Annotated in this window: 11 protein-coding genes; 3 read left to right on the forward strand and 8 right to left on the reverse strand. The window is 68.3% G+C overall.

The features are described from left to right. Nucleotides 1–8: 8 nt before the first annotated feature. Nucleotides 9–1,568: a CoA-acylating methylmalonate-semialdehyde dehydrogenase gene (locus CNE_RS17675; RefSeq protein ID WP_238553021.1), complete on the reverse strand. Its 1,560-nt coding sequence runs from the start codon at nucleotides 1,566–1,568 to the stop codon at nucleotides 9–11. Nucleotides 1,569–1,798: 230 nt separating this feature from the next. On the opposite strand from CNE_RS17675, the gene CNE_RS17680 reads away from it, so the two are divergent. Next, nucleotides 1,799–2,686, forward strand: coding sequence for a LysR family transcriptional regulator (locus tag CNE_RS17680; protein WP_010811291.1), 888 nt, complete (start codon nucleotides 1,799–1,801; stop codon nucleotides 2,684–2,686). On the opposite strand, the gene CNE_RS17685 is transcribed toward CNE_RS17680, so the two are convergent. The 3 genes from CNE_RS17685 to CNE_RS17695 form a co-directional block, all read right to left on the reverse strand. Then, nucleotides 2,683–3,615 (reverse strand): alpha/beta hydrolase, encoded by a 933-nt coding sequence (locus tag CNE_RS17685; RefSeq protein WP_013958411.1) that lies wholly within the window; start codon nucleotides 3,613–3,615, stop codon nucleotides 2,683–2,685. The two genes, CNE_RS17680 and CNE_RS17685, sit on opposite strands and share 4 nt — an antisense overlap. Nucleotides 3,616–3,725: 110 nt before the next feature. Continuing rightward, nucleotides 3,726–4,145 carry a Cu(I)-responsive transcriptional regulator gene (gene cueR, locus CNE_RS17690; RefSeq protein WP_013958412.1) on the reverse strand — a complete coding sequence of 140 codons (420 nt, stop codon included), beginning with the start codon at nucleotides 4,143–4,145 and terminating at the stop codon, nucleotides 3,726–3,728. Further along, nucleotides 4,145–6,619 (reverse strand): heavy metal translocating P-type ATPase, encoded by a 2,475-nt coding sequence (locus CNE_RS17695; RefSeq protein WP_013958413.1) that lies wholly within the window; start codon nucleotides 6,617–6,619, stop codon nucleotides 4,145–4,147. Before CNE_RS17695 ends, cueR begins: the two co-directional genes overlap by 1 nt. Before the next feature lie 197 nt (nucleotides 6,620–6,816). Here CNE_RS17695 and CNE_RS17700 point away from each other — a divergent pair, with 197 nt between their 5' ends. Continuing rightward, a complete protein-coding gene (locus tag CNE_RS17700) occupies nucleotides 6,817–7,017 on the forward strand; it encodes a heavy-metal-associated domain-containing protein (protein ID WP_041228245.1) in 201 nt (66 codons plus the stop codon). A gap of 71 nt (nucleotides 7,018–7,088) precedes the next feature. On the opposite strand, the gene CNE_RS17705 is transcribed toward CNE_RS17700, so the two are convergent. Both CNE_RS17705 and CNE_RS17710 read right to left on the reverse strand, forming a co-directional pair. Further along, nucleotides 7,089–7,811: an OmpW/AlkL family protein gene (locus CNE_RS17705; RefSeq protein WP_013958415.1), complete on the reverse strand. Its 723-nt coding sequence runs from the start codon at nucleotides 7,809–7,811 to the stop codon at nucleotides 7,089–7,091. Between the two features lie 271 nt (nucleotides 7,812–8,082). Continuing rightward, a complete protein-coding gene (locus tag CNE_RS17710; protein WP_013958416.1) occupies nucleotides 8,083–10,074 on the reverse strand; it encodes an alkyl/aryl-sulfatase in 1,992 nt (663 codons plus the stop codon). Between the two features lie 180 nt (nucleotides 10,075–10,254). Here CNE_RS17710 and CNE_RS17715 point away from each other — a divergent pair, with 180 nt between their 5' ends. Beyond that, nucleotides 10,255–10,887, forward strand: a complete 633-nt coding sequence (locus CNE_RS17715) for a TetR/AcrR family transcriptional regulator (RefSeq protein WP_013958417.1) — start codon at nucleotides 10,255–10,257, stop codon at nucleotides 10,885–10,887. Here the strand turns inward: CNE_RS17715 and CNE_RS17720 are convergent, their stop codons facing one another. Both CNE_RS17720 and CNE_RS17725 read right to left on the reverse strand, forming a co-directional pair. Next, nucleotides 10,888–11,841 carry a delta(1)-pyrroline-2-carboxylate reductase family protein gene (locus tag CNE_RS17720; protein ID WP_013958418.1) on the reverse strand — a complete coding sequence of 318 codons (954 nt, stop codon included), beginning with the start codon at nucleotides 11,839–11,841 and terminating at the stop codon, nucleotides 10,888–10,890. Between the two features lie 59 nt (nucleotides 11,842–11,900). After that, nucleotides 11,901–12,914, reverse strand: coding sequence for an aldo/keto reductase (locus tag CNE_RS17725; protein WP_013958420.1), 1,014 nt, complete (start codon nucleotides 12,912–12,914; stop codon nucleotides 11,901–11,903). Nucleotides 12,915–12,944: the final 30 nt, after the last annotated feature.

Raw genomic sequence — 12,944 nt, forward strand, 5'->3', positions numbered from 1 at the left:
GTCGCGGCCTATTTCGCCACCGGCATGGTGAACTCAGCGCCCTTGGCAATCGAATCCGGCCAGCGCTGCATCACGCTCTTGTAGCGCGTGTAGAAACGCACGCCCTCTTCGCCATAGGCGTGATGGTCGCCAAACAGCGATCGCTTCCAGCCACCGAATGAATGCCATGCCATCGGCACCGGAATCGGCACGTTGATGCCGACCATGCCGATCTGGATCTGCCGCGCGAACGCGCGCGCGATGCCGCCGTCGCTGGTGTAGCACGATACGCCGTTGCCGAATTCATGCGCATTGATCAGCGCCACGGCTTCGGCAAAGTCATGCACGCGCACCACCGACAACACCGGACCGAAGATCTCTTCCTTGTAGATCGTCATATCCGGCTTGACGTTGTCGAACAGCGTGCCGCCGACATAGAAGCCGTTCTCATGGCCGGGTACGGTGTGACCGCGGCCATCGGTCACCAGCGTCGCGCCTTCTTCCACGCCCTTGGCGATATAGCCCTCCACCTTGGCCTTGTGCGCAGCGGTTACCAGCGGACCCATTTCGGCGTCGGACTCCATGCCGTTGCGGATCTTCAGCGAGCTGGCGCGTTCGGCGAGACGCGGCACCAGCTTGTCGGCGACGTCGCCCACCGCTACAGCGACCGAGATCGCCATGCAGCGCTCGCCGGCAGAACCATACGCGGCACCGATCAGCGCATCGACCGCCTGGTCGAGATCGGCATCCGGCATCACCACCAGGTGGTTCTTGGCGCCGCCCAAGGCCTGCACGCGCTTGCCGTGCTTGGTCCCTTCCGTATAGATGTACTCGGCGATCGGCGTCGAGCCGACGAACGACAGCGCCTGGACGTCCGGATGCGCGAGCAGCGCGTCCACGGCTTCCTTGTCGCCCTGCACGACATTGAACACGCCATCGGGCAATCCCGCCTGGCGCAGCAGATCGGCAATCAGCAGGCTCGGCGACGGATCGCGCTCCGACGGCTTCAGCACGAAGGTATTGCCGCAGGCGATTGCCACCGGGAACATCCACATCGGCACCATCACCGGGAAGTTGAACGGCGTGATGCCGGCCACCACGCCCAGCGGCTGGCGCAGGTTCCAGTTGTCGATGCCGCCGCCGATGTTGTCGGTGAAATCGGTCTTGAGCAGGTTGGGGATGCCGCAGGCGAATTCCACCACCTCGATGCCGCGCGTGACTTCGCCCTTCGCATCCGAGAACACCTTGCCATGCTCGCGCGTGATCAGCGCGGCCAGGTCATCGTGGTGCTGGTCGAGCAGTTCCTTGAACTTGAACAGGATGCGCGCGCGGCGCAGCGGCGGCGTGTCGGCCCAGGCGGGGAACGCGGCCTGGGCGGCGGCGACGGCATCGGCCACGTCCTGCGTGGTGCCAAGCGCCACGCGTGCTGCGACTTCGCCGGTGGCGGGGTTATAGATATCGGCCAGACGCTGCGATGCGCCGCGTGTCTGCCGGCCTGCGATGCTATGGCCGATGATGGTCTGCACTGCGCTGGCTTCTGCAAGGATGTCTTCCACTTCCGCTCCTGAATGCTGGGTCGCTGACGGCATGCGGCTTGCCCGATCTTTGCGTCTGGTGAAGACACTGGCGCAAACATCCGCCAGCATCGCACTGGCATCGCTGCCGCGCGGCACAAGGCGTGCCGGGCCGTATTGAGCGCAAGCTTGGTGCAGTTGCGCGGCCCCGTCCAATGATTTATCGTCAATCGCAATATAAGCTCCGCAAAATATTGCGCCGCACCACGCCACGCTCCGGCGCCACCTTTCGCCCCGACACCGCCTTGGACCTCCACCACCTGCGCGCCTTCGTTGCCGTCGCGCGCGAGGGCAACCTGACCCGCGCCGCGCAGCGGCTGCACCTGACGCAGCCCGCAGTGAGCCTGCAGTTGAAGGCGCTGCAATCGGCGTGGCGCATCCGGCTGTTCGAGCGCACTGCCGCGGGCCTGACGCTGACCGCCGACGGCGCCGCATTGCTGCCGCTGGCTGAGCGCATCCTCGATGGCGTGGGCGACCTGCAGCACACCGTCAGCGCGATGCATCACACCGTGCGCGGCCGGCTGGCGATCGGCACCATCCTCGACCCGGAATTCACGCGGCTTGGCCCGATGCTGCGCACGCTGGTGGAACGCCATCCGCAGATCGGCACCGAACTGCGCCACGGCATGTCGGGCTGGGTGCTGCAACAGGTACGCAGCGGCGCGCTCGACGTGGGCTTCTACCTGGGCCAGCCGCCCGACGCCGGCTTCCATGCGCTGACGCTGACGCCCTTCTCTTACTATGTGGTGGCGCCCAAGGGCTGGAAAGAGCGCACCGCGCTGCGCTCATGGGCGCAGCTGGCAACACTGCCATGGATCTGGACGCCACCGGAATCGGCGCACAACCGGCTCTTGTCGGCGCGCTTTGCGCAGGCCGGCGTCGATCCGGCCGGCGTGCCCAAGGTGGCGCATGTCGACCAGGAGGCGTCGATGCTGGACCTGGTGCGCTCCGGCGTGGGGCTGTCACTGGTGCGCGACGCGATCGCGCTGCGCGAATCGCATGCGCACGGGCTGGTGATCGTGGAAGGGGTCTCGGTGCAGACCGAGCTGACGCTGGTATGCCTGGCCACGCGCCGCGACGACCCGGTGGTCGCGGCAGTGTTCGGCGTGGCCGAGTCGGTGTTCCGGACCTAGCTTCCGTGCTGCTGCAGGTGGCGCTGCAGCCAGCCGGTCAGCGCCGCGAACACTTCGCCGCGCAGCGGCTGCGCTTCATTGAAGATCTCGTGGTAGCCATGCTCGAACCAGACCTGTTCGCGCAACGCCGGCGGCGCGTTGTCGAAGAAGCGGCGGCTGCCGGCCGGGTCCACCACGCGGTCGGCGCCGCCGACCAGCATCAGCGTGGGGGCCTCCAGCAGCGCGGCATCGGCCTGGGCCTGCGCCATGCCGCCGATAAAGCTCTCCAGTACGCTGGCGGTGATGGTCGTCTGCACCAGCGGATCCGAGCGGTAGGCGGCCACCACGGCGGGGTCGTGCGACAAGAGCCGCGCATCGATCGGATTGGGCACGCGCAGCCGCGGTGCCAGCGCCAGCAGCACGCGGTGCAGCGCCAGCATCGGTCCCGACAGCCGCAGCGCCAGCGCGGGCGAGGACAGCACCAGCGCGCGTACCGGGCGCACGCGCGCGGTGGCAAAGCGTGCCGCAATCAGCCCGCCCATGCTGTGGCCAAGCAGGATCGGCAACTCGTGCCAGCCAGGCACCGCGGCATCGTAGATCTCGGCGAGGTCGTCCAGGTAGGCATCCTGATGGTCCGCCACCATGCGCGCGCCGCCGCTGGCACCATGGCCGCGCAGGTCGTGCGCACGCACGCGCAGGCCCAGCCCGCACAGCACATCGGCCACATGCTGGTAGCGTCCGGCATGCTCGGCAAGCCCATGCACCAGCAGCACCGAGCCGAGCGGCTCGGCAAAGCGCGCCGGATCGGGCTGCCAGGTGCGCAGCAGCAGCTCGGTGCCGTCGCGCATGCGCTGGCGGCTCTGCACCGGCGCATGCGTGCCGGCGGGGGTATCGGCAGGCATGCCGGCAACACCGGCAATAGCAGGATCGTCCGTCATCGGTTGTTCCATTCGCGCAAGTCTCCTCCCGGCACGGAGCGCCAGCAAAGCGCTTGCGCCGGCTGTCATTATTCTTTGTATTGCTGCCTGCTGCCTGCTTTGCCTTGCACTGTCTGTCCCGCTCAACTGTGGCAGGCAAGCCTGCCCTGCGCTTCCGGCTGCGCCATATCGGCCAGGATCGGGCAATCCGGCCGGTCATCGCCGCTGCAGTGCTGCGCCAGCTCGCGCAGCGTGTCGCGCATGGCGGCCAGTTCGGCGATGCGCAGCTCCAGGTCGGCCACATGCCGCAGCGTCAGTGCCTTGACGTCGGCGCTGGCGCGGCCGCGGTCATGCCATAGCGACAGCAGGTTGCGGATCTCGTCGAGCGAGAATCCCAGATTACGGGCGCGCCGCACGAAGCGCAAGGTATGCACCGCGCGTTCGTCATAGCGGCGGTAGCCGCCCTCGGTGCGCGGCGGTGCCGCCACCAGCCCGATCGATTCATAGTGCCGGATCATCTTGGCCGACACGCCCGACGCCTGCGCCGCTTCGCCGATATTCATCACTCGCCTCCCTGTGCCGTGGCGGCCCCGGCCTGCGGACGCCAGCGGCGCAGCAGCAGCGCATTGCTGACCACGCTGACACTGGAGAACGCCATCGCCGCACCCGCCACCACCGGGTTCAGCAACCCGGCCGCGGCCAGCGGAATGCCCACCACGTTGTAGAAAAAAGCCCAGAACAGGTTCTGCCGGATCTTGCGCACGGTGCGGTGCGAGACCGCCAGCGCATCGGCCACCAGCGCCGGGTCGCCGCGCATCAGCGTGATGCCGGCGGCGTGCATGGCCACGTCGGTGCCGGTCGACATGGCAATGCCCACGTCCGCCGCCGCCAGCGCCGGCGCATCGTTGATGCCGTCGCCCACCATCGCCACCACCGCGCCATCGCGCCCCAGGGCCTGCACGCGGGCAGCCTTGTCTTCGGGCAGCACCTCAGCCTGCACATCGTCCAGCCCCAGCGCCTGCGCCACGCGCGCCGCCGCGCCGGCGTTGTCGCCGGTCAGCATCACGGTGCGCACGCCGGCCGCGCGCAGCCGTGCGATCGCCGCCGGCGCGCCCGGCTTGATGGCATCGCCGAACGCGACCAGCCCGGCCACGCGCGGCGGCGTGGTCTCGACCAGCCACGACACGGTGCGGCCGTCCGCGCGCAACTGGTCCGCCAGCGTTGCCAGCGTGCCTGCCGCTGCGCCCAGCATTTCACGCAGGCGCTCGCTGCCCAGCTGCAGCGCATGGCCGTCCACCACGCCGGCAATGCCGCGGCCCGGCAGGGCCTGCACCTCGGTGGCCTGCGGCACGGCAATGCCGCGCGCCTGCGCGGCGGCCAGCACGGCGCGAGCCAGCGGATGCTCGCTGCCGGCCTGCAGCGCGGCCAGCCGCGCCAGCAGCGCGCTAGCATCGGCATCGGTGGGATCGGCCGCATGCAGCGCCACCACTTCCGGCTTGCCGACCGTGAGCGTGCCGGTCTTGTCGAATGCCACCACGCTGACGCGGTGCGCCACCTCCAGCGCCTCGGCGTCCTTGATCAAGATGCCGGCGCGTGCGCCGGCGCCGGTACCGGCCATGATCGCCGTGGGCGTGGCCAGGCCCAGCGCGCACGGGCAGGCGATCACCAGCACCGCCACGGCGTTGAGCAATGCGGTTTCCCAGTCGCCGGCAAAGAGGCCCCAGCCCAGCACCGTCACCAGTGCAATGCCCAGCACCACCGGCACGAACACCGCGCTGACCTGGTCGACCATGCGCTGGATCGGCGCCTTGGCCGCCTGTGCGTGCTCGACCATGCGGATGATGCGTGCCAGCACGGTCTCGGCGCCTACCGCCTCGGTGCGCGCAACCAGCAGCCCTTCGAAATTGATGGCACCGCCGGTGATGCGGTCGCCGGGCTTCTTCGGCACCGGCACGCTTTCACCGGTCAGCATCGATTCGTCCGCGTGGCTGCTGCCTTCGATCACCTCGGCGTCCACCGGGATGCGCTCGCCGGGGCGCACTACCACCTCATCGCCCACGCGCACTGCCGCCAGCGGCACGCTCTGCTCCACGCCGCCGCGGCGCACGCGGGCGGTATCGGGACGCAGCGCCGCGAGCGCGCGGATGGCATCGGCAGTCTGGCGCTTGGCGCGGGTCTCCAGCCACTTGCCCAGGCGCACCAGGGTGATCACCACTGCCGCGCTTTCGAAGTACAGGTGCGGCATGGCGTCGGCCGGCGTGCGCCACATCAGCCATAGCGACAGCCCATAGGCCGCCGTCGTGCCCAGCGCCACCAGCAGGTCCATATTGCCGGCGCCGGCGCGCACCGCCTTCCAGCCAGCCTTGTAAAAGCGCCAGCCGAACACGAACTGCACCGGGGTGGCCAGCAGCCACTGCACCCATGCCGGCAGCATCCAGTGCACGCCAAACCATTCCAGCACCATGGGCGCCACCAGCGGCAGCGACAGCGCCGCCGAGAACGCCACCGGCCAGGGGCCGTCCCAGAAGGCAGTGCCCTGCCCGGCCTGCGGCGCCTGCGATGCGGCATCGGCCACCGGCGTCGCGCCATAGCCGGCGCGCGCTACCGCGGCCACCAGCGCCGCGGCATCCACCGCGCCGCGCAGCAGGGTGACGCTGGCGCGCTCGGTTGCCAGGTTGACTTGTGCGTCCATCACGCCCGGCACGGCGCGCAGCGCCTTTTCGACCCGGGTCACGCACGAGGCGCAGGTCATGTCGGCAATATTCAGTTCGATGGTGTCCTGCGGCACCGTGTAGCCGGCATCGGCCACGGCACGGGCGGCGGCCGGCAGCACCGCGCCCGAGTCGGCGCGCAGCGTCGCGGCTTCCGTGGCCAGGTTGACGGCCACGTCGCGCACGCCCGGCACACGCGCCAATGCGTTCTCCACGCGGCGCACGCACGAGGCGCAGGTCATGCCGTCGACCGGCAGCCGCCATTCGGGCATTTCGTCGGCCGGCCGGACAGGTTGTGACGCGAGCACAGCGCTGGAATTTGGCATGGTTCTGAGTCATCCACAGTGTCGATGTCAGCATCATGGACCTTACCATCATTGGAAGGTCAAGGCCGAATGCGCAGGGTGTTACCGTCACATTGGCGCCAACAAATTCCTCTTGCGCTTCCCACCATGGGAAGGTTCAAACTATGTCTGTCGCGGCACCCTGCCGCCTTTTCCATCCTGTCCAGGAGAGTCCCATCATGATCCAGTTCCAGGTCGAAGGCATGTCATGCAACCACTGCGTCGGCGCCATCACGCGTGCCGTGCAGGCGGTCGACCCGGCCGCGCGTGTCAGCGCGGATGTGCCCGCCCAAGCCGTGCGCGTCGAGAGCGGTGCCGACGCCGAGGCCCTGCGCGATGCCATCGAAGAGGCTGGCTATCCGGTCAAGTCGGTGGCATAAGCTGGCCACCGCAGCCGCGCCAATAAGAAAGGGCACCCCCGGGTGCCCTTTCTGCTGTCAGTGTGCCGCGCTCAGAAGCGGTAGCCCACGTTCAGGAACGTCACCACCGGATCGATCTTGATCTTGGTGTGCGACTGGATCGTCACCGGGCCCGCCTGGGTGGTGAAGGACGCGCGGGTCGACAGCGGCACGTACGATACCGACAGGCCGACAAACCAGTTGTCGTTGATGGCGTAGTTGGCGCCAATGTTGAACACCGGGTTCCACGACGCCTTGGCGCTGGCGGTCATGCGCGCACCCGGCGCGAACTCGCGGTTCACGAAGTTCTGGTTGCTGATGGTCTCGTCGGTGAACCACGTGTAGTTCACGCCGATGCCGACATAGGGACGGAACTTGGTCTTGGCATCGAAGAAGTGGTACTTGACCAGCACCGCCGGGCTCCACTGCTTGACCGAACCGAGCTTGCCATACTGCGCATAGTTGCCGGTGCCCTTGACGTCGTGCTTGGGCGGAATGCCCGCGATGATTTCGCCGGAGATGTTGTCGGTGAAGTAGTGCGAGAAGGCCAGTCCCAGCGTGTCGGCGGACTCGATCTCCGCGCCGGTGTTCGGCCGGGTCATGCCGACCGGGCGGCCGTTGATGCTGTCGACGGTCAGCGGGTCGGCGGAGCTGTTCGGCATCACGCGGAACCAGCCCAGGCTGACGATATTGCTGCCGGCCGATTGCGCGTGTGCGGCTCCGGCCAGCGCCATGACAGCGCCTGCCGCCAGCATCTTCTTATAGGTGAATTTCATAGTCCTCTTACTCCTCATTCGGTTACTGCCGTGTGCATTATCCGGCCAGCCGGCGCACGACTGTTTCACCGATGACACTGATTCGTAGAGGACGCCCCCTAAAGGGAGGGTTAACCACTAAAAAATCCGGACGGAAATGGCTCACAAGACTCTTTGCCGCAGCATCGGCGCAACGGTTTATGTTCACGCGCCGGAAGAAACCCTCGAATAAGCGAGGTTTTATGGGGCTGGCGCGCAACAGAAGCTGCCTGCCAGCCCCACCCCGATGCCGTCAGGGCGTCACGATGCTGAAGTTCGGCTCGGACTTGTCCATCAGCACCGTCCACGCCGCCAGCGCCTGCGGGTCGCCGTCCACGCGGGCGCGGCCCGCCTGAGTCTCGGTCTGCAGCGTGGTCTGGCCGGCCAGCACCCCCATCAGCACGGCGCGCGGCATGGTCAGCGTGGCCTGCGGGGACGCGTGCTGCGCGTCGGGCTTGTAGCGGAACACGCCGTTCTCCACCGTCAGCGCAAAGCGCTTGCCGGTGTCCGGCTGTACCCAGTTCAGCGCCAGCGTCTTGCCCGCAGCGCGGTCGCCGTTCAGGCTGATCGCCAGGAAATCCAGGAACATGGTGTCGGTCATGGCGCGCAGCACGTCCGGGCTGCCGGCGCGGCGGCCGGCCGGGGGCGGGCCACTGCGCAGTTCGGCGGCACCGGTCAGGTAGGCATTGCGCCAGGTCGAGGATTCGGCCTGGTAGCCGAGTTGCTCCAGCGCGTCGGCTTCCAGCTGGCGGGCAGCCTGGTTGGACGGATCGGCAAAGACCACGTGCTTGACCACCTCGGCCACCCAGCGGTATTCGCCACGCGCGTACGCCGCGCGCGCCTGCTCCAGCACGCGCGCCGCGCCGCCCATGAATTCGACGTAGCGCTTGCCAGCCTCTTCCGGCGGCAGCGGGTTCAGGTTGGCAGGGTTGGCGTCATACCAGCCGAGGTAGCGCTGGTACACCGCCTTGGCGTTGTGGCTGACGGTGCCGTAGTAATCGCGCAGATGCCATTCGGCCGCCAGCGACGGTGGCAGCTTCACGCGCTCGGCGATCTCGGCCGGCACGTAGCCCATGTTGGCCAGCCGCAGCGACTGGTCGTGGATGTACTTGTAGCCGTCGCGCTGCTTGCCCAGGTAGGTGACGATGTCCTGGCGGCCCCAGGTAGGCCAGTGGTGCTGGGCGAACAGGACCTCGGCGCGGCCGCCGAAGCGGTCGATGGTCTCGTCCAGCGCGCGCCACCACTGGTTGGCGTCGCGCACCTGGGCGCCGCGGATGGTGTACAGGTTGTGCAGGTTGTGGGTGGCGTCCTCGGCGGCACATAGTGCCCTCCACTGCGGGAAGTACATCAGCATCTCGGCCGGGGCCTCGGTGCCCGGCGCCATCAGGAATTCGATCTGCACGCCGTCGATGGTGCGCGTGTCACCGGTCTTGTGGATCAGGTCCGTCGGCGGGATCAGCGTCACCGTGCCGTGCGCCACCCCCTTGCCCAGCCCCGCATCCACCTGCCCGGTGGCCGAGCGCGGCAGGTTGAAGCCATACATGTACTGCGCGCGGCGGCTCATGGCGTTGCCGGCGAAGACGTTCTCGCTGACAGCCTCTTCCATGAAGCCTTCCGGGGCCACCACCTTGACCCGCCCGGCCTTGACGTCGTCTTCGCTGACGACACCCTTGACCCCGCCGAAGTGGTCGCCGTGGCTGTGCGTATAGATCACCGCGACCACGGGCTTCCTGGGCCGGTGCTTGAAGTACAGGTCGAGCCCGGCGCGAGAGGTCTCCATCGCGGTCAGCGGATCGATCACGATCAGGCCGGTATCGCCCTCGATGATCGTCATGTTGGCAATATCGAAGCCACGGATCTGGTAGATCCGATCCGTCACCTGGAACAGCCCGTTGTGCATGTTCAGCTGCGCCTGGCGCCACAGGCTGGGGTTCACGGTGGCCGGCGCCCGGTCTTGCTTGAGGAAGCCGTAGGGATCCAGCGCCCACACCACATTGCCCTTGGCGTCGCGGATCTCGGTGTTGTCCAGCGTGCCGATAAAACCACGGCGCGCGGCCTCGAAGTCACGCCGGTCCTGGAACGGCAGTTGCTGCAGCACGGCCGCATTGGCATGCGCGGTAGCATCGGTGGCGGGATTGCCCGCGGTGGCCGGGGCAGGTGCGGCGCCGGCGGTGCCGGCAAAGCTCATGGCGGCTGCAGCCAGCGCGGCGGCGGCGGCTGCGGCAATGGCAGTCGGGTACGACATCCTGGTCTCCTGGAAATCCTGGGCCGGATGTCCGTATCCGGCCTGCAATGCTTCTGTAATTGTGCTGAACGTTCAGTACAATACTGGAGTTTGCTGGCAGACCCCGGCCGCTGTCAAATAGGCATCCGGCCCGAATATTCCTGATTTGCCGCCGGCACCACCTGTCTTTCGCCCCCGCCCATGCCACCGACCCGCCCGGCCGCACAAAAGCCTCCAGCCTCCGTCACCAAGAACCGCCGCGGTCTGGAAACCCGCGAACGCGTCATTGCTGTGACGCGCGGGCTGATCAGCGCGCACGGCTACGCCGAGGTGACCCTCGACCAGATCTCCGCCGAGGCCGGCGTGGCCAAGAGCAGCCTGCTGTGGCATTTCGGCAGCAAGGAAATGCTGCTGGCGGAAGCCGCAACCAGCTTGTTCCGGGATATCGGCGAGGGGCTGGGCGCAGAGCCGCACCGGGGCAAGACCGCGGCGCGGCGGCTGGAAAACGCCTTCGACCGGGTGGCCGACTATTTCACGGCCAATCCGGAAGCCAAGGGTGTCGTGCTGGCCCTGCTGTTCTCAGGCAGCGTACCGCCCAGCGTGCGCGAGGAGATCCGCCGCAGCTGGGACGCGCATATGCAGGACCTGGTCGATGCGCTGTCCTCACCCGGGCGCCCGCTGCCCGCGCCGATGGCGCGCCTGATGGTGGCGACCATCCACGGCTGCTACTGCCACTGGTATGCCAGCGACCGCAGCGAACCGATCGCCGGCTTCCTGGCACCGGCGCGCGAGCTGTTCAGCGCCTGGCTGCGCGCCAGGGACGGCGGCGAGTAATCATCCGCGGCTGGCCAGCACGCAAGCGGCCAGGTCCCACAGCGCGTAGCCCACGCTCTTGAACACCAGCGGGCTGCCAGCCCGCGCACGGATGGCATCGGCCCGCAGGATCGCGGTCTCGAAAGGCTGCACGTCGGCCCAGTCGATGCCGGCCTGCAGCAGGTCGCCGGCCTCGTCCTCGATACCGAACAGGGTATCGGCCAGCAGCCGGCCGCTATCCGCGGCCACGTGGCATAGCGCCGGCGGCAGTTCGCACATGTCCGGCCGGAACGCACCGACTGCGGCAATGAAGTGATCGTCGCGCCAGAGGCCGCTGTCCAGGTCCGGCACCACCGGGCTGCGGCTGGACGTGACCGTGACCACCATCGATACACGCGGCAATACCGCCGCGGCCGACTCGGCCACCTGTGCTTCCACGCCCAGCGTGCGCGCGTGCGCAGCCAGCGCCTCGGCCTTGTCGCGCGTGCGCGAATGCAGCCACACCTTGCGCACGCCCAGCCCGGCCACGAAGGCCTCCAGGTGCGTCAATGCCTGCACCCCGGCACCGACGACCAGCAGCTCGCCGTCCGTGCGCGCGGCAAAACACTGCGCCGCCAGCAGCGACACGGCCGCGGTGCGCCGTCCCGTCACCGTGGGGCCGTCGAGCATGGCGATGCGCTGGCCGGTGTGCGCGTCGGCCACCACCACCTCGCCGAGGATATTGGGCAGCCCGCGCTGCGGGTTGCCGGGATGGACGGTGATGTTCTTGGTCATCACCAGGCTGCGGTTGCGCGCGGGCATCACCAGCAGCGTGCCTTCGCCACCTTGCGCATCGCCCACCGGCAGCGCAATGCGCGGCGGCGCCATGGCGGTGCCGTCGCGCAGCTCGGCCAGCATGTCGGCGATGGCCTGCGCCAGTTCGGGATACGGCAGGCGCGCCGCCGTGCTGGCGGCATCGAGGGGGACGAGGGACATGCTCTGGCTCCGGCAAGATGTTGCGAAGCGCCATTATTGCGCATGCCCGGCCATGCGCTTCAGCGCGCCAGCAACGCCATCACCTGTGCGGCATAGCGCGTACCCGCCGCTGCGCCGGCCGGGAATACGGCGTCGATGCCGGCCAGGTCCTGCGCATCCAGCCGCACTGCCAGCGCACCGAGGTTGTCGTCCAGGTTGGCGATGCGGCGCGTGCCGGGAATCGGCACCACCTGCGGCCCGCGCGCCAGCACCCAGGCCAGCGCCAGCTGCGCCGGCGTGCAGCCCTTGTCCGCGGCCAGCGCGCGCACTTTGTCGACCAGCGTCAGGTTGCGCGCGAAATTCTCGCCCATGAAGCGCGGGTTGGTACGGCGGAAGTCGTCCTCGTCGAAATCCTCCGGGCTGCGGATCGCACCGGTCAGGAAGCCGCGGCCCAGCGGGCTGTATGGCACGAAGCCGATGCCCAGGCGCTCGCAGGCCGCAAGGATGCCGTCCTCGTCCGCGTCGCGGGTCCACAGCGAATACTCGCTCTGCAGCGCCGTAATCGGGTGCACCTGGTGGGCGCGTTCAAGCGTGGCGGCACTGGCTTCGGACAATCCCAGCCAGCGTACCTTGCCGGCCTTCACCAGGTCCGCCATGGCCCCCACGGTCTCTTCGACCGGCACCGCCGGATCCACGCGATGCTGGTAGTACAGGTCGATATGGTCCGTGCCCAGCCGCTTCAGGCTAGCCTCGCAGCTGGCACGCACATAGTCGGGGCGGCCATTGACACCGCGCGTGGCCGGGTTGGCCGGGTCGCGCACCAGGCCGAACTTGGTCGCCAGCACGACCTGGCCACGCCGCCCGGCGATGGCGCGGCCCACCAGTGCCTCGTTGGTGTGCGGGCCGTAGATATCGGCGGTGTCGAGCAGGTTGATGCCGCGTTCCAGCGCGTGATGGATGGTGCGGATCGACTCGGCGTCGTCATGCGCGCCATAGAAGTCGCTCATGCCCATGCAGCCGAGGCCGAGCGGATAGACGCTGGGACCGGTCTTGCCCAGCTGGCGGAATGGAGTGGAAATGGCGTTCGCGGTCATCGAGGGCTCCTGTTGGCCGGTCGGGCACCG

Source organism: Cupriavidus necator N-1 (assembly GCF_000219215.1).
Taxonomy (GTDB): Bacteria; Pseudomonadota; Gammaproteobacteria; order Burkholderiales; family Burkholderiaceae; genus Cupriavidus; species Cupriavidus necator.